25 protein-coding genes and 1 pseudogene are annotated in these 22,409 nt (G+C 59.0%); 8 read left to right on the forward strand and 18 right to left on the reverse strand.

Annotated elements, in window-relative coordinates; translation table 11 throughout:
• Positions 1 to 16: 16 nt before the first annotated feature.
• From FO268_RS14990 to FO268_RS15000, 3 genes are read left to right on the forward strand one after another with little or no spacing between them, the layout of a single operon-like run.
• Entirely contained in the window at positions 17 to 862 is an 846-nt protein-coding gene (locus FO268_RS14990; protein WP_150994120.1) for an Mrp/NBP35 family ATP-binding protein, read from the forward strand.
• Entirely contained in the window at positions 859 to 1,563 is a 705-nt protein-coding gene (locus tag FO268_RS14995) for a biotin/lipoate--protein ligase family protein (RefSeq protein ID WP_150994121.1), read from the forward strand. The genes FO268_RS14990 and FO268_RS14995 overlap by 4 nt, the downstream gene beginning before the upstream one ends.
• Positions 1,560 to 2,036: a DUF6505 family protein gene (locus FO268_RS15000; RefSeq protein WP_150994122.1), complete on the forward strand. Its 477-nt coding sequence runs from the start codon at positions 1,560 to 1,562 to the stop codon at positions 2,034 to 2,036. The genes FO268_RS14995 and FO268_RS15000 overlap by 4 nt, the downstream gene beginning before the upstream one ends.
• 11 nt (positions 2,037 to 2,047) lie before the next feature.
• Here the strand turns inward: FO268_RS15000 and FO268_RS15005 are convergent, their stop codons facing one another.
• The 7 genes from FO268_RS15005 to FO268_RS15035 all read right to left on the reverse strand — a co-directional run bounded on the left by FO268_RS15005 (position 2,048) and on the right by FO268_RS15035 (position 7,603).
• Positions 2,048 to 3,295, reverse strand: coding sequence for a molybdopterin-binding protein (locus tag FO268_RS15005; protein WP_150994123.1), 1,248 nt, complete (start codon positions 3,293 to 3,295; stop codon positions 2,048 to 2,050).
• Positions 3,279 to 3,833, reverse strand: coding sequence for a molybdopterin-guanine dinucleotide biosynthesis protein B (gene mobB / locus FO268_RS15010; RefSeq protein WP_225316745.1), 555 nt, complete (start codon positions 3,831 to 3,833; stop codon positions 3,279 to 3,281). Before mobB ends, FO268_RS15005 begins: the two co-directional genes overlap by 17 nt.
• Positions 3,809 to 4,396 (reverse strand): molybdenum cofactor guanylyltransferase MobA, encoded by a 588-nt coding sequence (gene mobA / locus FO268_RS15015; RefSeq protein ID WP_150994124.1) that lies wholly within the window; start codon positions 4,394 to 4,396, stop codon positions 3,809 to 3,811. Before mobA ends, mobB begins: the two co-directional genes overlap by 25 nt.
• Entirely contained in the window at positions 4,389 to 5,258 is an 870-nt protein-coding gene (locus FO268_RS15020) for a formate dehydrogenase accessory sulfurtransferase FdhD (RefSeq protein ID WP_150994125.1), read from the reverse strand. The genes mobA and FO268_RS15020 overlap by 8 nt, the downstream gene beginning before the upstream one ends.
• Positions 5,259 to 5,323: 65 nt before the next feature.
• The gene (locus tag FO268_RS15025) at positions 5,324 to 6,130 is read right to left on the reverse strand and encodes a substrate-binding domain-containing protein (protein WP_150994126.1); all 807 of its coding nucleotides are present in this window, start codon (positions 6,128 to 6,130) and stop codon (positions 5,324 to 5,326) included.
• A gap of 31 nt (positions 6,131 to 6,161) precedes the next feature.
• On the reverse strand, positions 6,162 to 6,905 hold the full coding sequence (locus FO268_RS15030) for an ATP-binding cassette domain-containing protein (RefSeq protein ID WP_150994127.1): 744 nt from the start codon (positions 6,903 to 6,905) through the stop codon (positions 6,162 to 6,164).
• Positions 6,902 to 7,603 (reverse strand): ABC transporter permease, encoded by a 702-nt coding sequence (locus FO268_RS15035; protein ID WP_150994128.1) that lies wholly within the window; start codon positions 7,601 to 7,603, stop codon positions 6,902 to 6,904. Before FO268_RS15035 ends, FO268_RS15030 begins: the two co-directional genes overlap by 4 nt.
• Positions 7,604 to 7,718: 115 nt before the next feature.
• Between FO268_RS15035 and FO268_RS15040 the strand changes: the two genes are divergently transcribed.
• The 3 genes from FO268_RS15040 to hppD all read left to right on the forward strand — a co-directional run bounded on the left by FO268_RS15040 (position 7,719) and on the right by hppD (position 11,064).
• Entirely contained in the window at positions 7,719 to 8,603 is an 885-nt protein-coding gene (locus FO268_RS15040; RefSeq protein ID WP_150994129.1) for a helix-turn-helix transcriptional regulator, read from the forward strand.
• A 34-nt stretch (positions 8,604 to 8,637) separates the two neighbouring features.
• Positions 8,638 to 9,774: a putative sulfate/molybdate transporter gene (locus FO268_RS15045; RefSeq protein WP_150994130.1), complete on the forward strand. Its 1,137-nt coding sequence runs from the start codon at positions 8,638 to 8,640 to the stop codon at positions 9,772 to 9,774.
• Positions 9,775 to 9,990: 216 nt separating this feature from the next.
• On the forward strand, positions 9,991 to 11,064 hold the full coding sequence (gene hppD, locus FO268_RS15050; protein WP_150994131.1) for a 4-hydroxyphenylpyruvate dioxygenase: 1,074 nt from the start codon (positions 9,991 to 9,993) through the stop codon (positions 11,062 to 11,064).
• Positions 11,065 to 11,162: 98 nt separating this feature from the next.
• Here hppD and maiA read toward each other — a convergent pair whose 3' ends face one another.
• From maiA to phnD, 9 genes are all read right to left on the reverse strand, one after another.
• The gene (maiA, locus tag FO268_RS15055) at positions 11,163 to 11,804 is read right to left on the reverse strand and encodes a maleylacetoacetate isomerase (RefSeq protein WP_150994132.1); all 642 of its coding nucleotides are present in this window, start codon (positions 11,802 to 11,804) and stop codon (positions 11,163 to 11,165) included.
• Positions 11,801 to 12,826 carry a fumarylacetoacetate hydrolase family protein gene (locus FO268_RS15060; protein ID WP_150994133.1) on the reverse strand — a complete coding sequence of 342 codons (1,026 nt, stop codon included), beginning with the start codon at positions 12,824 to 12,826 and terminating at the stop codon, positions 11,801 to 11,803. The genes maiA and FO268_RS15060 overlap by 4 nt, the downstream gene beginning before the upstream one ends.
• Positions 12,827 to 12,847: 21 nt before the next feature.
• Positions 12,848 to 14,164, reverse strand: coding sequence for a homogentisate 1,2-dioxygenase (gene hmgA, locus FO268_RS15065; RefSeq protein WP_404802929.1), 1,317 nt, complete (start codon positions 14,162 to 14,164; stop codon positions 12,848 to 12,850).
• A gap of 101 nt (positions 14,165 to 14,265) precedes the next feature.
• Positions 14,266 to 15,021 carry a DeoR/GlpR family DNA-binding transcription regulator gene (locus FO268_RS15070; RefSeq protein ID WP_150994134.1) on the reverse strand — a complete coding sequence of 252 codons (756 nt, stop codon included), beginning with the start codon at positions 15,019 to 15,021 and terminating at the stop codon, positions 14,266 to 14,268.
• Positions 15,018 to 15,797: an HAD-IIB family hydrolase gene (locus FO268_RS15075; protein ID WP_150994135.1), complete on the reverse strand. Its 780-nt coding sequence runs from the start codon at positions 15,795 to 15,797 to the stop codon at positions 15,018 to 15,020. The genes FO268_RS15070 and FO268_RS15075 overlap by 4 nt, the downstream gene beginning before the upstream one ends.
• A 25-nt stretch (positions 15,798 to 15,822) precedes the next feature.
• Positions 15,823 to 16,632: a phosphonate ABC transporter, permease protein PhnE gene (gene phnE / locus FO268_RS15080; protein ID WP_150994136.1), complete on the reverse strand. Its 810-nt coding sequence runs from the start codon at positions 16,630 to 16,632 to the stop codon at positions 15,823 to 15,825.
• Positions 16,626 to 17,444 carry a phosphonate ABC transporter, permease protein PhnE gene (gene phnE, locus FO268_RS15085; RefSeq protein WP_150994137.1) on the reverse strand — a complete coding sequence of 273 codons (819 nt, stop codon included), beginning with the start codon at positions 17,442 to 17,444 and terminating at the stop codon, positions 16,626 to 16,628. The genes phnE (FO268_RS15080) and phnE (FO268_RS15085) overlap by 7 nt, the downstream gene beginning before the upstream one ends.
• The gene (gene phnC / locus FO268_RS15090; protein WP_150994138.1) at positions 17,441 to 18,235 is read right to left on the reverse strand and encodes a phosphonate ABC transporter ATP-binding protein; all 795 of its coding nucleotides are present in this window, start codon (positions 18,233 to 18,235) and stop codon (positions 17,441 to 17,443) included. Before phnC ends, phnE (FO268_RS15085) begins: the two co-directional genes overlap by 4 nt.
• Before the next feature lie 78 nt (positions 18,236 to 18,313).
• Positions 18,314 to 19,309, reverse strand: a complete 996-nt coding sequence (gene phnD / locus FO268_RS15095; RefSeq protein WP_150994139.1) for a phosphate/phosphite/phosphonate ABC transporter substrate-binding protein — start codon at positions 19,307 to 19,309, stop codon at positions 18,314 to 18,316.
• Between the two features lie 215 nt (positions 19,310 to 19,524).
• On the opposite strand from phnD, the pseudogene FO268_RS23025 reads away from it, so the two are divergent.
• Positions 19,525 to 19,977: pseudogene (locus FO268_RS23025) on the forward strand (CinA family protein); the annotation flags it as partial.
• A 75-nt stretch (positions 19,978 to 20,052) separates the two neighbouring features.
• Positions 20,053 to 20,862 (forward strand): ammonia-dependent NAD(+) synthetase, encoded by an 810-nt coding sequence (gene nadE / locus FO268_RS23030; RefSeq protein ID WP_202336661.1) that lies wholly within the window; start codon positions 20,053 to 20,055, stop codon positions 20,860 to 20,862.
• 27 nt (positions 20,863 to 20,889) lie between these two features.
• Here the strand turns inward: nadE and FO268_RS15105 are convergent, their stop codons facing one another.
• A complete protein-coding gene (locus FO268_RS15105; RefSeq protein ID WP_150994141.1) occupies positions 20,890 to 21,081 on the reverse strand; it encodes a hypothetical protein in 192 nt (63 codons plus the stop codon).
• The gene (locus tag FO268_RS15110) at positions 21,081 to 22,244 is read right to left on the reverse strand and encodes a zinc-dependent alcohol dehydrogenase (protein ID WP_150994142.1); all 1,164 of its coding nucleotides are present in this window, start codon (positions 22,242 to 22,244) and stop codon (positions 21,081 to 21,083) included. Before FO268_RS15110 ends, FO268_RS15105 begins: the two co-directional genes overlap by 1 nt.
• Between the last annotated feature and the right edge of the window lie 165 nt (positions 22,245 to 22,409).

Below are 22,409 nucleotides of genomic sequence, written 5' to 3' on the forward strand. Positions count from 1 at the left end.
TCAAACAGGACACAACATGGTTCAATACACCGAAGTGGGAAAATCCAACCTGATCGGTACGGACGCGCCCCGGCCGCAGGATAAAAATCCGAAGGGCATTGATCGCATCATCGCCATTGCCTCGGGCAAGGGCGGCGTCGGAAAGTCGACAGTGGCGTCCAATCTGGCGGTAGCGCTGGCTTCGAAAGGTCTCAAGGTGGGGCTGCTGGACGCTGATGTTTACGGCCCCAGCCAGCCTCGCATGCTGGGGGTTTCCGGCCGCCCCTCCAGCCCCGACGGCCATACCATCCTGCCCCTGAGAAATCATGGCGTGACCCTGATGTCCCTCGGTCTGATGGCTCCGGATGGCGAAGCCATCGTCTGGCGCGGTCCCATGCTGATGGGCGCCCTGGAGCAGATGATGAACCAGGTGGACTGGGGAAGGCTGGATGTGCTGTTGGTCGATCTGCCCCCGGGCACCGGTGATGTCCAGATGACCCTGAGCCAGAAATTCTTTGTGGCGGGCGCGGTTGTGGTGTCGACACCCCAGGACATTGCCTTGATGGACGCGCGCAAAGGCATCGACATGTTCAACCGGATGGATGTGCCGCTGTTTGGCATCATAGAGAACATGGCATCCTTTGTCTGCGACGGCTGCGGTAAAGAGCACCACCCCTTCGGTTCCGGCGGTGCCCGGGCTGAAGCCGAAAAACTGGGGGCGCCCTTCCTGGGTGAAATTCCGCTCGATCTGGATATCCGGATTGGTTCGGACGGCGGTGTCCCGATTGTGGTGTCCAAGCCGGACAGCCCTCAGTCCCGGTCCTTCCAGCGCATTGCCGATGAAATCATCGCCTCTGATGTCTACGCACAGGCCATCCGATGATCGAATCACCTCAATTCCCGCCGTTATTGTCGGGGCAGCCCGTGCCCAGGCACACGGACCCTTTTGATAAAGCCGTTAGCCAGGCCATTGCAGGAGTGGACTCCGGCACGATCTTTTACTCGGAAGCGGGCGATATCCTGCGCGCAGCCCTGGTGCTGGCACCAGAAACGCCTCTGGAAGAAGCTATTCAGGCTGTCTATGTGGCCCAGATAGGCCTGGCGGAGAGTCTCGGCGCCCTGGCCCCGCCCGAAGTTCCGGTGCACTTCCAATGGCCCGATCGCATCAAGGTCAACGGTGCCGTTTGCGGTCGCGTACGCTTTGCAACGGATGCGTCGGATCCCAAAGCGCAGCCCAGTTGGCTGGTTATCGGCATCGAAGTGCCGTTCATTCCTGCGGGCGACGAGCCGGGCAAAAACCCGAACGAAACCTGTCTGCTGGAAGAGGGTTGCAGTGATGTCCAGCCCATGGCGCTGTTGGAAAGCTGGTCCAAGCACACGCTGCTTTGGCTGACCTACTTCATGGACAGCGGATTTGAGCGCGTACACAATGAATGGCGGCCACGCTGCGACACACTAGGCAAAATGATTGAGCAACCAAGGCCCGGCATTTTTGTCGGGCTGGATGAGAAAGGCCGTATGCTATTGCGCCAGGATGTCATGACTGAAACAGTGAGTTTGATTGAATTCGCGGAGCACACATGAAACTGGCCCGAACCCTGCGACTGGATATATCCGATGAAAATGTTTACGAACAGCCTGCCCCCAGCGGCGAATGGGCCATTTCGGGCGGGTTCGAGTTCTCCAACTGGAACGAAGCGGACCTGAAAGGCAAGGCTCGTCAGGCCTTTACCAACGGTTGGTACAGCATAGAATCGGGTGGCCGCGCCAGCTTCGTTGGCGTATGCAATATTACCGAGGCCGAGCTGGAACAGTTGCAGCAGACGTTGGCGCAAACCTTTGTGGAGGTTTACGGCGCGCCGGACATTGATGCGGCCTATCCGGTGGCCTGCGAAGAAATCGACCAGATGCGCAGGATGTGCGAGGACTTCGAGGAGAATACCCTGCTGATGGTCAGCCGTACGCTGACCGAGCTGGGTGTTGAGGAAACCTATCGCTCCCGCGCCCCGCAAGACGCCTCGCTGGAGGCCTTTGCCGTACACGGCGGCTATGAGTGATTAATGCGTGATTAAAGCCCGAAGCTGGAGTAGGGGATAAACCGCACCGGGGTCCCCGGCTCGATCTGCATGGCACTCTCATCCAGTTCCACCATACCCTCGGACCAGGCCAGACCGGTCACCCGGCCCGAGCCTTCAGAGCCGAATACTTCAACCTGGCCATCACGGACCCTGGCGCGCAACATCTCGCTGCGACCCGGTTTCTTGTTTTTGGAGAAGTTGGCGGGCAGGACATAGCTGCGGGGTTCGAACCATTCCCCGCCGGCCAGCAGTGCCATCGCCGGAGCGCCAAAACGGAGCGCGCAGACCCAGGCGGCAACCGGATTTCCCGGCAAACCCACCACAGGCGTCTCCTGGAACATGGCCAGGGCGAGTGGTCGGCCCGGCTTGATCGCGATGCGCCAGTTGCTGATCTCACCATGGGCTTTCAGGGTTTTCGACACATGGTCCTCGTCTCCTGCTGAAACGCCGCCACTGGTCAGTATCAGATCGCACTGCTCGGCACCGCGCTCCAACGCTTCCCTGACGTCCTCGGCCCGGTCCAGCACATGTCCCAGGTCCACCAGCGCATAGCCAAGCTGCGTGACCATGGCGCTCAGCATCGGGCGGTTGGCATCGTAGATCTGCCAGTCGGTGACGGCTGAACCGACTGGCTTCACCTCGTCACCGGTGGACAGCACTCCGACGCGTAGCCGCTGATAGACGTCGACTGCGCCGACTCCGACACTGGCGAGGACGGAAATCTGGGTGGGGGTCAGACGGGTTGCGGCCGTGAGGATCCGCTCTTCAGCCTGAATGTCCTCCCCGGCCTTCCGGGCGTTGGCGCCCGCTTTCAGCGTGCCGTTCAGGTGTAGCTGTCCGTCTTTAACCTCGCAGTCTTCTTCCAGGACCACCGTATCGGTGCCGGCCGGAATGACCGCGCCGGTCAGAATCCGGATGGCATGGCCTTCGGGCACCTGCCCGGTATATGGCCCTCCGGCGGCACTGCGGCCGTCCACCAGAGGCAGGGCGCAGGGCACCTTGGTTATCGGTCCTGCAAGGGCATAGCCATCGACCGCAGAATTGTTGCTGGGGGGGTGGGCGCGGGGGGCAAACACGTCGCTTGCCAGTATCCGGCCATTCACCTGTGACAGCGGGACAGCGCGATCCACCCCAACCACTGGGTGCAGTCGTGAGCGTAAACGGTCCAGTGCTTCTTCCACCGGCGTCCAGTTGACTCCGGGGGGCAGGGCAAAGCAGTCGTTACGAAGCGGTTTCATCGCTTTCCCGTTGCTGGTTGTATCGTTCATGGTTTTCAGGGCTCAGAATAAAGTCAGCGATTGCGGGGACATCGTTCATATCGAAAACGGGCCCCGAAAAATCTGCAGCATAGTCTGCCGCTACCGCAATAATATTGGCGTCCTCCGGGTAGAGGGGGGGCCGCGGGCTTTCCTTTCGGTGGACCTCTATCTTGGGGTGTGAATGGGTTTTGAAGCCCTCAACCACCACCCAGTCGCAGGGGCCCAGACGGCCCAGCAATTCATCCAGGGTCGGCTCTTTGGCCCCTTGCAGCTCATGCATGATGGCGAAACGCTGTCCTCCCGCAAGAAGGACTTCCCGGGCGCCGGCCTCACGATGTTTGTAACTGTCGGTGCCGGGCTGATCTACATCCACCATATGGTGGGCGTGCTTGATCGAGTTAACCGTTAATCCCCTGGCGGACAGCTCGCGGATCAGAGCCGCAGCCAGCGTGGTTTTTCCGGAGTTTTTCCAGCCCACAATGCCTATGACGTTCACTTCAGGTACTTCTCCGCCCAAGCCAGGTCTTCCGGTGTATTGATGTTGAAAAAGTCATTCTCGCCAAACACCACCAGGGTCTCACCCTGAGCCTGTGTCCACTGGCGAATCTTGCGTACTCCGTCGTTCAGAGCGGCTCGCAGCTCATGCCGCAACGCCACCTGCCAGCGGCCAAAGGTGGGTTGGGGCAGTCTCCCGCGTTCCGGATCCGGCGTAGCTGCCAGCACCACGGGGGTATCATGCCCGGCCAACCGCTTAGCCAGATCCCGGGGGAACGAGGGGGTATCCGCCGCCACGCTGATCAGCCATTCATGCCCGTGTTCGGCAGCCCAGTCCATACCGGCGAGTACACCCGCCAACGGGCCCGGGAAGTCGCTGATCGAGTCGGCCACCACGGGCAGACCCAGATCGTCAAACCGGCTCAGATCCCCGTTGGCATTCAGTACCACCGCGTCGACCTGGGGCGTGATCCGCTCGATGACCCGTTGGATCAGCGATTGATCGCCCAGCATCAGCCGCCCTTTGTCACCGCCGCCCATGCGGTTCGCCTGGCCGCCGGCCAGAATGACGGCACACTCAGTCATGCTCTGCCCCTTTTCGACGCATTTTTTTATCTTCATCGGGAATTTGAGACAGGTCCTGATCGAACACCAGCCGGTGCTGGCCGCTGAGACAGGTGAACTTCTTGCCCCGCATCCGGCCTATCAGCGTCAGCCCCACCTGTCGGGCAATATCCACACCCCAGGCGGTGAAGCCGGACCGGCTGATCAGTGTGGGAATGCCCATCAGGGAGGTTTTAATGACCATTTCGGAGGTCAGGCGCCCAGTGGTGTAGAGGACTTTATCTGCCGCCGTGATGCCGTTTAAGTGCATCCAGCCTGCAATTTTGTCGACGGCGTTATGGCGCCCGACATCCTCCATGTACGCCAGAACCTGAAGTCCCTGGCACAAAGCGGTGCCATGAATGGCGCCGGTTTCCATATACAGGCTGGGGGTGTGGTTAATCTGGTAGGAAAGGTCGTAAAAGGTACTGGTGTGCACCGGCGTGTCCGGCAACTGTAACCCATCAAGCCCGGCCATCATGTCACCAAATACAGTGCCCACGGCGCATCCGGAGGTACGGGTTTTCTTCTCCAGCTTGTCTTCCACATCAGTGACACCTGCGGTGCGGACCACAGCGACTTCCAGTTCTTCGTCGTAATCAATCCTTGTGACCTGGTCGGTGTCACGCAGCATTCCCTGATTCAGGAGGAAACCGAGCGCCAGATATTTCGGGTGATCGCCGATGGTCATGGCCGTGACGATTTCCTGGCTGTTCAGATAGATGGTCAGAGGGCGCTCTTCGATCACGCTGATCGACTTCGACTGTCCGTGTTCATCAACACCTTCAACAGCGCGGGAAAGCCGGGGATCTTTGGGGTCGGGAAGCAGGGAATCAATCGTCATTTTTGTTATAGCCGTTTCAGGGACACCGCAGAATGGAATATTTACGGGGACAGGAAGAGATTAGCCTATTTGGCATTCGGGAAAAACAGTTGTTGGCCGTCTACCCTGAAGTGGGTAATCGCTTGTTGGCCCTCCCCGGACACCAGCCAGTCGTGCCACCGCCTGGCCAGATCATGCTTGAGATGCGGGTGTTTCTCTTCGGAGAGCAATAAGCTGCCGTATTGGTTGAACAGCACGTCGTCACCTTCAAAAAGCAACGTCAGGTTCTGACGGTTTCCAAAGGCCACCCAGGTGGCGCGATCTGACAGTACGTAGGCGTTCATGGCGGCGGCGGTGTTGAGCGTTGGCCCCATGCCGCTGCCCAGTTCACGGTACCAGTCGCGGTCGGGTTCGACCCCGGCCTTTTCCCAGAGGCGTAACTCGGCGCGATGGGTGCCGCTGTCATCGCCGCGTGACGTGAAGGGCGCTGTGGCATTGGCGATCGCCGCGAATGCTTCGGCAGCGCTTTGCGTTCCACGGATATTCGCCGGATCATCGGCAGGGCCAATCAACACGAAATCGTTGTACATGACATCGGCCCGTTCGCTGGCGTGACCGTTCTCCACAAAGCGTTGCTCACCGGTGGTATCGTGCACCAGAAGGCTGTCCGCGTCGCCCCGGCGGGCGATTTCAAATGCCTGCCCGGTGCCCACCGCCACCACCCGCACCTCAATGCCGGTGGCGTCTTCAAACTTTGGTACAACAGCGTCGAACAGCCCCGAGTTTTCGGTGGAGGTTGTCGAGGCGAGGGTGATGTAGTCGCCGGCGTAAGCGGTGAACGCCAGGCCCAGGCTGGTGACGCCGGCGAACAACAGGTTTACCATCTTTGTCATCTTTTTTTCTCCTGGCGTACCCAGAGCCGACTTACTCGACCAGTTCGCCGGCAATATACGCTTGCGCCTCTCGCGAAACGGGCCCGTTGAAGAAGGCGGCAGCGGGGGTGTGTTCGCGCACTTTTCCGCCAGAAAGAAACAGTACATCCCCGGCGAGGCGCCTGGCCTGATGGAGGTCGTGAGTGGTCATCACGATGCGGGTTCCCCGCTGATGAAATTCCCTCACTGCAGCCTCTACCGCTTTAATCGCTGCCGGATCGAGGGCGGAGGTGGGTTCATCCAGAAACAGTACCTGGGGAGAAAGCACCCAGGCGCGCGCCAGTGCCAGGCGCTGCTGTTCGCCGCCGGAAAGTACCCGGGCGGGCGTATTGGTGCAGGCGCTGAGGCCAAAACGCTCAAGCGCATCACATGCGAGTTTCACACGGGTCCTGCGTGGCACATTATTAACTGCCAACGCGTGAGTGAGGTTGGCTACCGCCGAGCGCCGCAAAAGCACCGGTTGCTGGAACACCATCGCCTGGCGGGGGCGAAGGTCACTTGACCAGGTTACCTCCCCCTGCGTGGGCGCGAGCAAACCGTGAGCCAGCCGCAGCAGAAGACTTTTACCGGCGCCGTTTGGCCCCATCACCAGGGTGGGGCCGGTGCCCTGCAGGGTGAAGGAGCACGGCCCCAGCAGTAGCTTGTCCTCTTGGCTGAAGCTGACCTCTTCAAAGCACAGCGTCGGTGCCGGGATAAGGGCGGATGAGGCGAGGAGGGGGCGGTTGAATGAGCTCATCCTGTCCGCCTTCTGGTCAGTTCGCCCACGAGATAGACGCCTGCGTTAATCAGCATGACCAGCATCAGCAGCACAATGCCCAGCCCCAGCGCGAGGGGCAGGTTGCCTTTGCCGGTTTCCAGCACAATGGCGGTCGTCATTACCCGTGTGACTCCATCAATATTGCCCCCCACCATCATCACCGCGCCCACTTCGGCGCTGGCGCGGCCAAATCCGGCAAGCAGGATGGTCAACAGCGCAAAACGGGCATCCCACAACAGGGTGGGCATCATGCGTGGGCGTGACATACCCAGCGAAACGAACTGTTCGCGGTATTCACCCAGCAACTCTTCTACCTTCTGACGTGACAGTGCGGCCAGGATCGGTAACACCAGCACCACCTGCGCAATGACCATTGCCCCCGGTGTAAACAGCAGCCCCCAGTCACCCAGCGGACCGGCACGCGAGAGCAGCAAATACACCATGAGCCCGGCCACCACCGGAGGCAGTCCCATCAGGGCGTTGAGCAGAACAATCACCCCGCCGCGGCCCGGGAAGCGCCACAGCGCGACCGCCGCGCCGAGGGGAAACCCCAGCACGGCCGCGATCAGTACCGCGAGAATCGAAACCTGCAGCGACAGCGCCACGATCTGAACGAGCGAAGCGTCGAAATCCAACAATAGCGACAGCGCCACATAAAACGCATTATTATTTTCCACGGCTGCGTCTCCTTGATATTGAGCATCGTGGCGTTTATGACTACGCTTTGCACAGCTTGCTGAAAAATATGCAGCTGAAAACAGTCTTACGCTTTTTCGGACAGCAGGATAGACGATGCCCCTTCCTACTTACCTCACCACGGCCGAAGCCGCCGAGTATTTGCGTCTGAAAGAGCGCAAAGTCTACGATCTGGTCAGCCAGGGCGTTATTCCCTGTGTGCGGGTAACGGGAAAGCTATTGTTTCCACGCCAGCGTATAGATCTGTGGTTGATGAACCACCTGGAAGGTGACGACGCCGTCAGCTCCCCGATCCCGCCGGTGCTGGCGGGCAGTCAGGATCCGTTATTGGAATGGGCCGTAAAGGAGAGCAACGCAGAACTGGCTTTGTTGTGTCAGGGAAGCGGCGATGGCGTCCAGCGATTAATCGCAGGGCGGGCGATGCTCGCCGGGATGCATATCTGGCATGCCGAAACCCAGCGTTATAACGACCCCGCCACGCTGGGGTTGAGCGGGATGCGCGACCTGGTACTGATCCGGTGGGCCAAACGCCAGCAGGGACTTCTTCTGGCTGCGGATAATCCTCATCAACTTGAACAACTTGAGGATATCGCCCGTACCGGCATACGTATTGCGCATCGCCAACCCGATGCCGGCGTCAGCCATTTGTTGCAGAGCCTGCTCACGCGTCACCGGATCGATGCCAGGCACCTTATATGGGCTGCTCATCCGTCGCTCAGTGAGGACGATCTCGCGTTGGCCATTCGCCAGGGCGAAGCAGATGTTGGCGTGGGAATCGAAGCTGCGGCGCGGCGCCAGGGCCTGGCGTTTATTCCTTTGCAGCAAGAACGCTTTGACCTGGCGATGCGCCGGCGCCACTACTTCGAGCCGGCAATCCAGCGTCTGCTGGCGTTCGCAGGTACTGAGCGCTTTGTCCATCGTGCCGAGGCGCTGGGTGGTTACGACATCAGTGAACTGGGCCAAGTTGTGTATAACGCTTGAACAGCCCCAATAACAACAAACAGGCGGATCAATCATGCCTTCAGTACCAAAAAACCTGGTAAGGGATGCCAGTGGAGCGCTCGGTGACATTGGTACCCTGATTCCACTGGGTCTGGGGGCTATCGGGGTGGCGGGGTTGGCACCGATACCCGTTCTGGTGGGTTTTGCCGTTTTCTACATCGCCACGGGGCTGTATTACCGTCTGCCCGTACCAGTACAGCCCATGAAAGCGGTTGCGGCGTTGTTGCTGACTACCCAGGTGAGTTCCCAGAGCCTGGTCGCCAGTGGCGTGCTGATCGGGGCGATACTGTTGGTACTGGGCGCGACGGGCTGGATTAACGGGGCAGCCCGCCTCATACCCAGGTCGGTATTGAGCGGTCTCCAGCTGGGGCTGGGGTTGATGCTGGCCAGCATGAGTATGGGGTTGATGGCCACTTCCCTTCCGCTGGGCGCGTTCACGCTGGTGTTGTTGGGGATTACCCTGAAAATGTTGCCGACCTGGCCAGCGGCGCTGATAGGGCTTGTTGCATCGGTCGCAATCGGTGCGGTACTGGGTGCACCGGGACTGACGTTTTCTGTGGTGGATCCGGTGGTACTTTCATTGCCTGAGTTACCGGGCATAGACGATTGGCAACAGGCGATCTCCACGCTGGTGTTACCCCAGCTGGCCCTCACGCTGACCAACGCCATCGTACTGACGGCACTGGTGGTTGAGGATTACTTCGGCGAGCCATCGCACCGCGTGACCCCGGCCCGGCTGTCGGTATCCACCGGCCTGGCCAATCTCTTTATGGTGCCGTTTGGCGCCTTGCCCATGTGCCATGGAGCGGGTGGGGTGGCGGCGCACTATCGCTTCGGTGCCCGCACTGGCCTGGCGCCCGTTGTAATGGGAACGGGTTTGCTGATGGTCGCCTTCCTACCGGGCGGCCTGTCCGTTGTTGCGGCCATTCCCATGGCTGGCCTCGGAGCCTTGTTGTTTGTGGCGGCAGTTGAGCTTGCTTTGTCCAGGCGCCTCCGGACCGCCAAACCGTCCTGCTGGCCCGTCATCGCCATAACCGCACTGGTTACCGTCTGGGCCGACCCGTTTTTCGGGCTTCTGGCCGGGGTGGCTTCGGAAACGGTTCGGGCGGCCTGGGTGCGTGGACAAGGAGGTGAATATCCACTAACTTGAATATTACTCAATTCAGACAAGATTTTCGCAAGTTATGGAATATCTCCATCGGCGGGAAAAACCCAGGAAGGGAAAAGCTACGACTACAATAACTCCTGCGATTCCCAAGCTAATCATGGGTAGTCACCTGGCGCGCAGTATACGAGGAGTATCCTGCGCGCCGCCTCCTAACGATTAAGGCATAGCAAAAATATCTAATATGTTGGAGGTATTACAGTGACTGATCTTTTAAAAAATCCCATGGGTCTTGATGGCTTCGAGTTCGTTGAGTTTGCTTCACCAATCCCGGGTGTGCTTGAGCCTATTTTTGAGTCAATGGGTTTCGTTAAAGTCGCCCGGCACCGTTCTAAAGATGTGCTTCTTTATCGCCAGAATGGCATCAACATTATTATCAATCGCGAGACTACTGGTCCGGCGCGCTATTTTGCTAACGAGCATGGCCCTTGTGCATGTGGCATGGCGTTTCGTGTCCGGGATGCTCACCAAGCCTTTGACCGGGCCCTTGAACTCGGAGCCGAGCCTATTGAAATTCCAACTGGCCCTATGGAATTGCGCTTGCCCGCAATTAAAGGAATTGGCGGTGCGCCGCTTTATCTGATCGATCGCTACGGTGACAAGGGGTCCATTTACGATATCGACTTCGAATATCTGGTCGAGGATCGATACCCTGAAGGTGCAGGGCTGAAGCTTATCGATCACCTGACGCATAATGTGTACCGCGGAAGAATGAATTACTGGGCCGAGTTCTACGAACGCCTCTTCAACTTCCGGGAGATGCGGTTTTTCGACATCAAGGGCGAGTATACAGGGCTTACCTCGAAGGCAATGACAGCCCCCGACGGTATGATTCGTATCCCCTTGAATGAGGAGTCATCCAGGGGGGCGGGACAGATCGAAGAGTTCCTGCTGGAATTCAAAGGTGAAGGAATACAGCATGTGGCCTTCCTCAGCGACGACCTGATTGACACCTGGGATAAGTTGAAGGCCCTGGGGGTACCGTTCATGGATCCGCCGCCGGATACCTATTACGAGATGCTTGAGGAGCGTCTGCCGAATCATGGCGAGCCGGTGGAAGAGCTTAAGGCCCGGGGCCTGTTATTGGACGGTACAACGGATGGCAACAAACGTTTATTGGTACAAATTTTTTCTAAAGCACAGTTAGGCCCGGTGTTTTTTGAGTTTATCCAGCGCAAAGGGGATGACGGTTTCGGCGAGGGGAATTTCAAAGCGCTCTTTGAGTCAATCGAGAAAGACCAGATCCGCCGCGGAGTGCTTGAAACAGGAGGATAAGCTCGAGTCAAACTCTCCCTCTGCAAGACTCTCCCTCTGCAAGATAGGGACGGGTCGAAAATCCGGCGCGCGGCAGGTTCGCCGTGCTCCCGCGCGCCTCAGACGGCATCCGGTTGTTGGTCCGGATGGGCACGAGCGAAAGTTGGCAGTTCGTTACAGGCGGTGTGGATGCGCCGGATAGTGGGATACGATTCAAGGTCGCAGCCAAAGCGCTCGGCGTTGTAGACCTGCGGCACCAGGCAGACGTCCGCCAGCCCCGGCTGGTCGCCGTGACAATAGCGGCCGGTGCGTGGGTCACCGGCGAGCATTGCCTCCAGCGCATCGAAGCCCTCGGCGATCCAGTGGCGATACCAGCCGAGTTTGGTCTCCTCGTTGATACCCAGTTCTCCGGTAAGATACTTGAGCACCCGCAGGTTGTTGAGCGGATGAATCTCGATCGCCAGCAGGCCTGCAATAGCCCGGACACGCGCGCGGTCAACGGCGCTCGCTGGCAGCAGCGACGGCTCGGGGTAACGTTCCTCCAGGTATTCGCAGATCGCCAGCGACTGGGTTAGCTGTTCGCCCTTGTCAGTCTCCAGGGCAGGCACCAGGCACTGTGGGTTCAATTGCCGGTAGGGTCCTTCGCGGTGCTCGCCCTGGAGCAGGTTCACCGGCTGCTGCTGGTAGTCCAGCTCCTTGAGATTGAGCGCGATCCGCACCCGGTAGGAGGTCGACGAGCGGTAGTAGCCGTACAGCTTCATGACGCCCCCTCGTAGCGCACCACCTCCTGGTCGATGGCGCCGAAGATGCTCTTGCCCTCGCCATCGAACATCTCGATGCGCACCCGATCGCCAAAACGCATGAACGGGCTCTTGATCTCGCCGTGGAGGATCTTTTCCACCATACGTATCTCCGCCAGGCAGCTGTAACCGACTCCGCCGTCGGCCACCGGTCTGCCCGGGCCGCCCTCAGTGTCCGGGTTAGACACCGTGCCCGAGCCTACGATGGCCCCGGCCCCGAGGTAGCGGGTCTTGGCGGCATGGGCGACCAGCTGCGGGAAGCTGAAGATCATGTCCGGCCCGGCCTGGGGCTCACCGAACTTTTCACCGTTCAGATGTACCGTCAGCGGCAGATGCACGCGCCCTTCCTGCCAGGCGACGCCCAGCTCATCCGGGGTAACCGCAATCGGTGAGAAGCTGGAGGCCGGCTTGGACTGAAAAAAGCCGAAGCCCTTGGCCAGCTCGCCCGGGATCAGGCCACGCAGGCTCACATCGTTGACCAGCATCAGCAGTTTGATGTGCCCGGCGGCCTGCTCGGGGCTCACCCCCATGGGCACATCATCGGTGACTACGGCAATCTCGCCTTCGAAATCGATGCCCCAGTCCTCGCTGGCGGCTTCCATCGGGTCGTAGGGCCCGATGAAACGATCGGAGGCGCCCTGGTACATGAGTGGGTCGGTCCAGAAGGTTTCTGGCATCTCTGCACCGCGGGCCTGGCGCACCAGCTGCACGTGATTGAGATAGGCGGAGCCGTCGGCCCATTGATAGGCCCGTGGCAGCGGCGAGTGCAGGGCTTTGAGATCCAGTTCGAAGGCTCCTTCCGCTTTGCCCTCACTGAGAGCGTGGTAGACCTTCTCGAGGCGCGGCACGAGGGTGTCCCAATCTTCGAGGGCAGCCTGCAAGGTGGGGGCGATCTGCGGCACTCTGGCGGCACGGGCATGATCCCGGGAGACCACGATCAACTGCCCGTCCCGGGTATCGGTCTTGAGTGTTGCAAGTTTCATAGCCGGAATCCTTTGTGTCGTTTAGCGCGCGTCTGGCTTGAAGTGTGAGTGTAGCCCATGCCACACATCCACGTAGTCACGCTGGCGGAAACCGGCGGACAGCGCCGACGGGGTAGGGTTGAATACGTAGCGGCTCTCGAACATGAAGGCTAGCGTATTCCCCTGATATTGCGGCATGAGCTCCTCGGAGGAAGCCTTGTCGAAGGTATTTGCGTCGGGCCCGTGGGGCGACATGCAATTGTGCAGGCTGGAGCCCCCGGGCACGAAGCCTTCGGCCCTGGCATCGTAGGTGCCGTGGATCAGGCCCATGTACTCGCTCATGATGTTGCGGTGGAAGTAGGGCGGTCGGAAGGTGTGCTCAGCCACCATCCAGCGCGGAGGAAAAATAACGAAGTCGATATTGGCCATGCCTGCGGTGTCCGAGGGCGAGGTCAGGACGGTGAAGATTGATGGGTCCGGGTGGTCGAAGCTCACCGTGTTGATGGTGTTGAACCGCGCCAGATCGTATTTGTAGGGCGCGTAGTTGCCGTGCCACGCAACCACGTCCAGCGGCGAGTGATCAAGCTCGGCCGCCCAGAGCTTGCCGCCAAACTTGGCGATGAGCTCGAACTCGCCCTGGGTGTCTTCGTAGTAGGCCGTGGGAGTGAGAAAGTCGCGCGGGTTGGCCAAGCCATTGGCGCCGATCGGCCCCAGCCCGGGCAGTTCGAAGGGGCTGGCGTAGTTCTCGCAGATATAGCCGCGGGCGGCGTCGGTACCGGCCGTGCGGCGAACCTGGAACTTGAGGCCGCGCGGCAGCACGGCGACCTCGCCTGGGGCGACCTCGAGCAGACCCTGTTCGGTGCGCAGCACCAGAGTACCCAGTTGGGGCACCACCAGCAGTTCGCCGTCGGCGTCGTAGAAGAAACTGTCGGTCATGTCGGCGTTGAGCGTGTAGAGGTGAACCCCGCAGCCGATCTGGGTGCCGGCGTCACCGTTGGTGGCCATGGTGAACAGGCCGTCGATGAAGTTGGTAGCCCCCTGCGGCATCGGCAGCGGATCCCAGCGCATCTGGTTCGGGTCTGCTGCTACCTCCGATTCCGGTGCCGTGGATAACTGCCCCACCTCAAGCGGACGGTAGGCCGACTGCGCGGCCGAGGGGCGGATGCGGTATAGCCAGCTGCGCAGGTTATGGCTGCGCGGCGCCGTAAAAGCGCTGCCACTGAACTGCTCGGCATAGAGGCCATAGGGGCAGCGCTGGGGCGCGTTCTGCCCCTCTGGTAGCGCCCCGGGCAGGGCCTCGGTGGCGAATTGATTGCGAAAACCGCTTTGGTACTCAAAATCGCTCATTTTCAGGCCCATTTCCATGGAGATACCCTCGCTCTGGTTGCTGCGATCAAATAACTGCGTTCCCGGCTTTTCCTCCAGCTGCTTGCTCTGGTCCGGGGAACCCGGGCTCAGCATTACGGGGTCCGAATTATTTTCAGCGAGTCAGGAAGCACGGGGCGTTTGTCCTTCGGGATGGAGTCCGTAATAAAAAGATCAATCCCGGAGAAAGGCGCCACTTTTACTGACGCCGTTAGCTCCCATTTGCTTTGATCTGCCACCAGAATTCTTTGCCTTGAGTTTGCCAGAATCGCCTGGCTTATCTCGGCCTCCCTCGGGTCGAAATCCATCAGCCCATCGGCAGAATCCAGACTCCCTGTTCCAATTACCCCGAAATCCGTTCGGAAATCATTAAAAAACGCCACGGTCTGGTGGCCGACCAGATCCAGATCGTAGTGCCGCAAGCTGCCCCGGGAAACAATCACGTCGATACCCGGGTTGCCGCTCAGGGCAGAGACAACGCTCAGGTTGTTGGTAAACACCTGCAGGCTGCCATGGGCCGAAAGCTCCCGGGCCACAAATTCCATAGTGCTGCCCACGCCCAGAAAAACCGAAGAGTTTTCGGGAATATGATTTGCTAATCTCGCCGCCATGGCCTGTTTGGCAAACTGGTTCAGCCCCCGGCGGGACATGACCGATACATTGGTCATGGAAGAGGGCAGGCTTACACCCCCGTAGCGTCTTCTCAGAAGCCCCAGTTCGCAGAGCCGGTTGATGTCCTTGCGGATGGTCTGTGACGTTACCCGGAACTGCCGGGCGATGTCCTCTACCTCGACATGGTTATCGCGTCGCACCTGTTCGAGAATCAGGGTCTGGCGTTTCGTGAGTTTCATTGTGGTAAAGCAATCCTGGCGAGCCACTGGTCCGCAAGCTCGACAAACCCCGCTCCGCAGCGGCCCCTGGTGACATAGGCGGGCCGGAATGTCAGTTGATCAAGGTGTGGGGTTATGTTGGCAACCCCTACGCTCTGGGGGAAAAAAGCAAACATGCTTTCATCATTGGGCGCGTCACCTATGAAAACAGACTGGTCCTTCAGTTCCTCCGTCGAGAGGTTAAAAAGCTCGGCGGCCATGCGCCGGGCCATGGCGCACTTGTCAAAGGTTCCCTGGGCGACGTTGATGTGAATGGAGCTTTTTTTTACCCGGAAACCCTGGTTGAGCAGTTCCTGCATGACCTCTCGCACCTGACCATCCGGCAGCCGGCAGTCCTGATTGTAGTCGATGGCAACGTCCACCAGCCGGAAGTGGTGATCCTTCGACAGGGTGATGTTCAGCTCAGGATTCAGAGAGCTTATGGCCTCGATAATGGCAAGCCGGTCTGCCTGATGGCTTTCACGGTCCGCCCAGTATCGACAGTCGACCGAGCCGTTTTCGGTACGTGAAAAATAGAAGCTGCCACCTTCGCCTATAACCGCCTGCACGGGCCAGGTCCTTATGATCTGGTCGCACCAGCCCGCACAGCCGCCGGTTACCGGGATTATGACAATACCGGCATCTGCCAGTCGCCACAGGGCACTGTAGGTTTCGGGGTGCAAGCGGCCGTCGGTGGTCAGAGTGTCATCCACATCCGTAAACAGATATCTGGCATTCTGGAAATCAAAATCATGCATGGGCTTTGCTCATCAACATCACGGTTTACAGTACCTTCTTGCGCAGCATGCTCGTCAGGGCTTCCCCCAGCAGCACCAGACCAATGATGGCCAGCAGTATGGTTGCTACCGTCTGCCAGGCGAAGGTATCAATGGACCCCTGGAGAAGAACGCCGATACCGCCGGCCCCGACCAGCCCCAGTACAGTGGACTCGCGGATATTGATGTCCCAGCGCAGGATGACGATGGCAAAGAACGCCGGCATGACCTGGGGCACAATCCCGAACAGGACGACTTTCATCCGGGAGGCTCCGGTAGCTTCCATGGCTTCCACGGGGCGCCGGTCGATTTCTTCTATGGCTTCACCCATGAGCTTCCCGATGAACCCCACCGACCGGAACATCACCGCCAGGATTCCCGCAAGTACGCCCGGGCCGAAGATGGCCACAAACAGTAACGCCCAGATAATGGTGTTTACCGAGCGGCTGGACACCAGGATAAAACGGCCGATCCAGAGGGTCAGCCGGTTTGGCGTGGTGTTCTGGGCCGCTATATAGGACACAGGAAGGGCGATGAAGATGGTGAGCATGGTGGAAAGCGTGGCTATGTGCACGGTTTCCAGCATGGCATTGAGGATGGCCGACCAGGCCTCAAACTCAGGGGGCCACATGCGGCTGCCCAGGTTCTGGATCTGGGTAGGTGCGTCCCACACCCAGGGCCAGAAAATATCAATGTCCCTTATGGCCCAGACCACCGCGAAGAGCGTGACAAAATAGATCGCGAACCGAATCCAGCGCTCTTTTCTGCTGTATCGGGTCCAGGGGCGGGCGGTCAATTCTGCGGTCTGCTCTACCATATTTTCTTCCTCACCCATCCGCTGATCCCTTCGCTGACAAGAATCACACCGACGATGAGAATCAGGATTGCAAAGGCGAAGTCGTAATCGTAACGGCCGAATGCATTCATCAGGGTTGAGCCAATACCGCCTGCGCCGACAATACCTACAACGGCCGAGGCCCTCAGGTTACTGTCCAGCTGATACATCGAAAGACCGATCTGGCGTGGCAGTATCTGTGGAAAGACGGCATAAATCAGGGTCTTGAAGAAGCCGGCGCCCGCCGCCCGCATGGCTTCCATCTGGCCCCAGTCGATTTCCTCCACCTTTTCGGCCAGGAGCTTGGCAACGAACCCGATGGAGTAGAGTATCAGCGTCAGAATGCCGGCAAGGGGGCCAAACCCGACCGCCGCCACGAACAGGATGGCGACAATCACCGGGTGGAAGCTGCGGGACAGAATGATGAGGCCGCGCCCAAGAAGGTAAATCGGTAAGGGCGCAAGGTTTTTAGCCGCCATCAGGGCTATGGGTATGGATAGAATGACGCCAAGAAGAGTGGCCAGAAAGGCAATCTGAAAGCTCTCCTTGAAGCCTGTCCACATCAATTCGCCCCGCTCAAAGCTAGGAGGAAACGCTCCGCCGAATATACGGGCGGCCCGCGGCAGGCCCTCGGCGATCCGGTCCCAGTTGAATGGCAGTGTGTTGAAGGTCCAGTACAGATAAACCACCACCGCGACCAGCAGACCGTATCTGAGCCAGGGGCTGGCGATGAAGGGCGGTTTTTTCCATTTCTGCCCGGTAAGCGGGTCGGCGCCCGATTTTGTCTCCTTCATGGCGTCTGCGCCTCCTCCGTGGGCTGTTCCTCGCCTCCGGTTTCATCGGGAGCCTCGATGCCTCCGTAGATGGCATCGAGCGCCTCCTGGTTGAACTCGCCAGGCGTGCCGTCAAAAATCATCTGGCCGTTGCGCAGACCCACAATTCGATCGGTGTAGGTTCTGGCCTGGGAGACGTTGTGAATGTTGATCAGCACCGGCAGGGAGAGTTCGGAGGCGAGGCTTTGTAACAGCACCATGATCTGTTCGGATGTCTTTGGGTCAAGGGATGCGGTTGGCTCATCGGCAAGCAGGATTTCAGGCTCCTGCATCAGAGCCCGGACTACGCCTACGCGCTGGCGTTCGCCGCCGGAGAGTTCGTCCGCTCGCTTGTTTGCGTAATGAGCAATGCCGACACGGTCCATCAGGTGGAAGGCGCGATCTATGTCGGTCTGGGGAAATTTTCTGGTCATGGCCTGGTAAAGGGAAACATAGCCAAGGCGGCCCGCCAGCACATTTTCCATGACCGTCAGGCGGTCAATCAGGTTGAACCCCTGGAATACCATGCCGATTTTTCGACGGGCGTGTCGCAGGTTGGCCCCCCGGAGGTTGACCAGCTCCCGACCGTTCAGCTGGATGGAGCCAGAGGTGGGTTCTACCAGACGATTGATGCACCGCAGCATTGTGCTCTTGCCAGCACCAGATGCCCCGACGACAGAAACCACGGTATTGCCTTCCACGACCAGATCCAGGCCCTTCAATACCGGCGCATCGCTACCGTAACGTTTAACCAGGTTGGAAATTTCAAGCATAGGAGTCTTGCACCTGCGGAAATGAACGGAATGCTTGCCGGCACAGCCAGGGCTGACTGCACCGGCAAGAGGTCGACGTTACTGCAGATTGTCCGGAGTGTATTCCACGCCATTGGCAGACTGGATGGCCCGGATAACTTTCCAGTGCTCTTTGTAATTGATGGGAATAAAGGTTTCTACGCCATCGAATTCCTTGCCGAGTTCTGTCCCTTCGAACTTGAAGGAATAGAAGGCTTCCTTGATTTTATCGACCAGGTCAGGGTGCAGGTTGTAAGCGTAGTTGTAGGAAGTGGTGGGGAAGCGATCGGATTCCCACACAATTCGTACATCGTCTTCGTCGTAGAGGCCCCGGTCTGCCATGCGTTCAACGACCTCAGAGGCTACGGGCGCGGCGTCGTAGTCTCCGGCCACAACACCCAGCATGGACTGATCATGGCTGCCGGAATAGATCACCTTGTAATCCTCATCCGGTACCACGCCCAGGTCGGGGAAAAGTGCTCTTGGCGCCTGATTGCCTGAGTTGGATGTCGGCGAGGTGTGGGCTACGCGCTTGCCTTTCAGGTCTGGCATTTCCTTGATGTCCGAGTCTTGCTGAGTATAGACCTGCAGCGTGTAGCCGAACTGCCCCTCATCCGAACCCATTAAAGCGAAGGGAACCGCTCCGGCGAGATTAACGGCAAATGGTGTGGGGCCGGTAGAAAAGCCTGCGACGTGTAGGCGGCCGCTACGCATGGCTTCTACCTGGGCTGCATTGGACTGAACAGCGAAAAAGCGAACGTCCCGGCCGGTGACTTCTTCGAGGTGTTCGATAAAGGGCTGCCAGATATCCGAATAGATCGCGGGGTCTTCTACCGGCGTGTAGGCAAAAATCAGTGTGTCTGGATTGACCAACTCCGCCTTGTCGTCCGGGCGATCTGCAACGAGGTCGCCATCTTCGTCACAGTACATGGCGTCCAGAGCGCCCCTTTCGCAGTTAGCCAGGGCGTTGTTCATGCCCAGGGTCAGAACCGGGAGCAGCGATACTGCTATCCATAGCCGCGCAGGGCTTACAGGAAATCTTCTGACAGGTTTCATAGGCGTCCTTCCTTTTCTTGTTGATTGTCAGGGTAGCGGTTTCCGTATTCAGCTCTTTCTTTATAGTTCAATTGAACTGTTATTTCACTCTCAAATGAATTTTTGCGGTCAAGCCCAGTGGCAGTTATATATATCCTCAACCATCCTCGGGAAAATATCAGGGATGTCTTACTGGAAGTGGAATGCAAGGACCAGTCGGCACAAGGAGATGAAAAATGGAACTGCTGAAACGCATCACGGATTATCTGGTCGACAATGAACTGAGGCTTGCGACCGCCGAATCCTGCACCGCCGGCCTCATCTTTTCGGAGCTCGCAAGGGTGCCGGGCAGTGGCCAGAGTATCGACTCTGGCCTCGGGGTCTATTCGCCTCAATCCAAGCACCGCTACCTCGGTGTCCGCTACGACACCATCGAGCGTTACGGCCTGACCAGTGAGGCAGTATGTGGCGAGATGGCGTGTGGGGCGCTGGAGAACAACGGCGCCGACGTGGCTCTGGCCAACACGGGTATCGCCGGCCCCAACCCCGGCGATGACGATACGCCCATCGGCACCGTCTGTTTTGCGTGGGCGTTTCGCCACGAAGGCGACCATCACCTTTACTGCGAGACCCGCCGCTTCGACGGCGAGCGCAATGAAGTACGACTGGCTGCCGCCCACTATGCGCTGGAACGTCTGCCCCACTATCATCGGTTGTGTCTCGAAACCCGAGCGAATGCAGATGCGGGATACCGGCGAAAGGCGATTCAGCGTGCCATTGTGGCGCAGCTGCAAGCCCGGCCCGAAATCGATGCTCAGCACGAAATCAGGCGCCGCTGTGACTTCCTGTGCCGGGCCATGCAGGAAAGTGGTCAGAAGACCCTGGTACTGGGCATCAGCGGCGGCATCGACTCCACCGTGGCGGGGCGCCTGGCGCAGCTGGCCGTGAACCAGTTGCGTGACCAGGGCGAACAGGCCCGCTTCGTGGCCATGCGCCTGCCCTATGGCGAACAGAAGGACGCCGACGATGCAGACAGGGCACTGCAGTTTATCCAGCCTGACGAAGTGCTTGATGTGAATATCAAAAGTGCAAGCGATGCGTTATTGGAGTCGCTGGAAAGTGGCGGGCTGTCGTTCGATGACGCCAGCCAACGCGACTTCGTGTTGGGGAACATCAAGGCACGCCAGCGGATGGTGGCCCAGTATGCCGTGGCCGGGACGCGCGGTGGTCTGGTGGTTGGCGCTGACCAGGCTGCCGAAGCGCTGATGGGCTTCTTCACCAAGTATGGTGACGGGGCCTGCGATGTTGCCCCCCTCACTGGTTTGAACAAGAGCCAGGTGCGCCTGCTGGGCCAGCAGCTTGGCGCAGCGGAATCGCTGGTGGATAAGCTGCCCACCGCCGATCTCGAGTCGCTCGCGCCGCAGAAGCCCGACCATGAGGCGCTTGGCGTCACGTATCAGGAGATTGACGCCTTCCTGGAGAACCGGGAGGTTTCCGAGCGCGTTTTCGATACGATCGTGGATGGCTACCGACGTACCGGGCACAAGCGTCAATTGCCCTTTGAGCCGGAGTGAGAATCAGGCGGGGCAGGGTTCTTATCTTCAACGCCAGGGATAGGCCGGGTAGCCGGCTTCAAGCACGTTGGTCTTGGTGGATTCCTCCTGCCCTGCAGCTTCAATATCAGGTTCGGACGTCTCAGAGCCTGTGCAGCCGCCTAAAACCATTATGAGAGGCAGCAGAGCAAGGGCGTCAACACGCCCCCGCGTCGTCTTCGACAGTTGTCGTTGTGGCATCACGGAGTCATGACCACTTTAATGCAGCCATCGGACTTGGTGTTGAAACGCTCGTAGGCACCCGCTGCGTCTGTCAGCTTTTCCCGGTGGGTAATAATGAACGAGGGGTCTATCAAGCCCTGTTCAATTGTCTTAAGCAGCGGCGGCATATACTGCTGCATATGGGTTTGGCCACTTTTTACCGACAGACTTTTATTCATGAGCGCATTGAGCATGAATCCGTCCACCGGAGCGGTGTAGACCCCCGGGAGGGACAGGTGCCCCCCCTTGCGGCAGCAACGAATCATTTCATTGATGGCAAGTGGATGATTGGCCTCGCCTGAGTCGGGATCACGACGTTCGGCCTCTGGATCGCCGGCGCCGTGTGCCTCTGCGCCTACTGCGTCAATGCAGCGATCCGGGCCGTAGCCCTTGGTCATCTCTAACAGTTTTTCATAGACATTGTCTTTTTCGAAGTTGATAACTTCGGCGCCGCCTTTTTCTTCCGCCAACTTCAGACGCTCGGGCACCCGGTCGATGGCTACCACCCGTCCGGCGCCCAGCATCCAGGCGCTGCGAATAGCGAACTGCGCTACCGGGCCACAGCCCCAGACAGCTACGGTGTCGCCGGGCACGATGTCGGCGTTTATCGCCGCCATATAGCCAGTGGGATAAATGTCCGACAAGAACAATAATTGTTCGTCGGAGTAGTCGGATTCGACCTTGAGCGGGCCAACGTCAGCGTAAGGGACGCGGACATACTCGGCCTGCCCTCCGGGGATGCCGCCGAGCATGTGCGAATAGCCGAATAAGGCGGAGGGCGAATGGCCCAGTTGTTCGGCGGCCATATCCGCGTTGGGATTGGAGTTATCGCACAGCGAGTACAGGCTCTGGTTACAGAAGAAACAGCTGCCGCACGCAATCGTGAAGGGCACCACCACGCGGTCCCCCTTGTTGAGGTTTGGTACCTCGCTACCGGTTTCCACGACCTCGCCCATGAACTCGTGGCCGAGCACATCCCCCTCCTGCATGCCGCCCATCAAGCCGTTGTACAGATGGAGGTCCGAGCCGCAGATAGCGGTGGCTGTAATCTTGATAAGAGCGTCGCGCGGTTCCTGGATTTCAGGGTCTGCGACGTTTTCCACGCGTACGTCATGTGTGCCGTGCCAGGTAAGTGCTTTCATAATTAGCTCCTTCCTTGCTAACGAGTTTGGGGGCAGCAGTAGGCCCGCTCCCTAAAATTACACCCGATTATCGCTTCCTGACACTGCCTAATATTTGTACACGTATGGGCATGTCCATCCCACGCCATGCTCTCCCTAAGGCGACACCTCTCCTTAATTTTCTTG

Source organism: Marinobacter denitrificans (assembly GCF_008795955.1).
In the GTDB taxonomy this organism is placed as follows: domain Bacteria; phylum Pseudomonadota; class Gammaproteobacteria; order Pseudomonadales; family Oleiphilaceae; genus Marinobacter; species Marinobacter denitrificans.

What these genes read in the sequence shown, in the direction of transcription:
- FO268_RS15105 (WP_150994141.1), bottom strand. Translation starts at nt 21,081, where the DNA reads ATGCCACAACGACAACTGTCGAAGACGACGCGGGGGCGTGTTGACGCC.
- FO268_RS14990 (WP_150994120.1), top strand. Translation starts at nt 17, where the DNA reads ATGGTTCAATACACCGAAGTGGGAAAATCCAACCTGATCGGTACGGAC.
- FO268_RS15110 (WP_150994142.1), bottom strand. Translation starts at nt 22,244, where the DNA reads ATGAAAGCACTTACCTGGCACGGCACACATGACGTACGCGTGGAAAAC.
- FO268_RS15040 (WP_150994129.1), top strand. Translation starts at nt 7,719, where the DNA reads ATGCCCCTTCCTACTTACCTCACCACGGCCGAAGCCGCCGAGTATTTG.
- FO268_RS15020 (WP_150994125.1), bottom strand. Translation starts at nt 5,258, where the DNA reads ATGACGATTGATTCCCTGCTTCCCGACCCCAAAGATCCCCGGCTTTCC.
- hmgA (WP_404802929.1), bottom strand. Translation starts at nt 14,164, where the DNA reads ATGGGCCTGAAAATGAGCGATTTTGAGTACCAAAGCGGTTTTCGCAAT.
- phnC (WP_150994138.1), bottom strand. Translation starts at nt 18,235, where the DNA reads ATGCTTGAAATTTCCAACCTGGTTAAACGTTACGGTAGCGATGCGCCG.
- FO268_RS14995 (WP_150994121.1), top strand. Translation starts at nt 859, where the DNA reads ATGATCGAATCACCTCAATTCCCGCCGTTATTGTCGGGGCAGCCCGTG.
- FO268_RS15000 (WP_150994122.1), top strand. Translation starts at nt 1,560, where the DNA reads ATGAAACTGGCCCGAACCCTGCGACTGGATATATCCGATGAAAATGTT.
- FO268_RS15005 (WP_150994123.1), bottom strand. Translation starts at nt 3,295, where the DNA reads ATGAAACCGCTTCGTAACGACTGCTTTGCCCTGCCCCCCGGAGTCAAC.
- phnE (WP_150994136.1), bottom strand. Translation starts at nt 16,632, where the DNA reads ATGGTAGAGCAGACCGCAGAATTGACCGCCCGCCCCTGGACCCGATAC.
- phnD (WP_150994139.1), bottom strand. Translation starts at nt 19,309, where the DNA reads ATGAAACCTGTCAGAAGATTTCCTGTAAGCCCTGCGCGGCTATGGATA.
- FO268_RS15070 (WP_150994134.1), bottom strand. Translation starts at nt 15,021, where the DNA reads ATGAAACTCACGAAACGCCAGACCCTGATTCTCGAACAGGTGCGACGC.
- mobA (WP_150994124.1), bottom strand. Translation starts at nt 4,396, where the DNA reads ATGACTGAGTGTGCCGTCATTCTGGCCGGCGGCCAGGCGAACCGCATG.
- FO268_RS15030 (WP_150994127.1), bottom strand. Translation starts at nt 6,905, where the DNA reads ATGAGCTCATTCAACCGCCCCCTCCTCGCCTCATCCGCCCTTATCCCG.
- FO268_RS15075 (WP_150994135.1), bottom strand. Translation starts at nt 15,797, where the DNA reads ATGCATGATTTTGATTTCCAGAATGCCAGATATCTGTTTACGGATGTG.
- FO268_RS15025 (WP_150994126.1), bottom strand. Translation starts at nt 6,130, where the DNA reads ATGACAAAGATGGTAAACCTGTTGTTCGCCGGCGTCACCAGCCTGGGC.
- FO268_RS15060 (WP_150994133.1), bottom strand. Translation starts at nt 12,826, where the DNA reads ATGAAACTTGCAACACTCAAGACCGATACCCGGGACGGGCAGTTGATC.
- maiA (WP_150994132.1), bottom strand. Translation starts at nt 11,804, where the DNA reads ATGAAGCTGTACGGCTACTACCGCTCGTCGACCTCCTACCGGGTGCGG.
- FO268_RS15045 (WP_150994130.1), top strand. Translation starts at nt 8,638, where the DNA reads ATGCCTTCAGTACCAAAAAACCTGGTAAGGGATGCCAGTGGAGCGCTC.
- phnE (WP_150994137.1), bottom strand. Translation starts at nt 17,444, where the DNA reads ATGAAGGAGACAAAATCGGGCGCCGACCCGCTTACCGGGCAGAAATGG.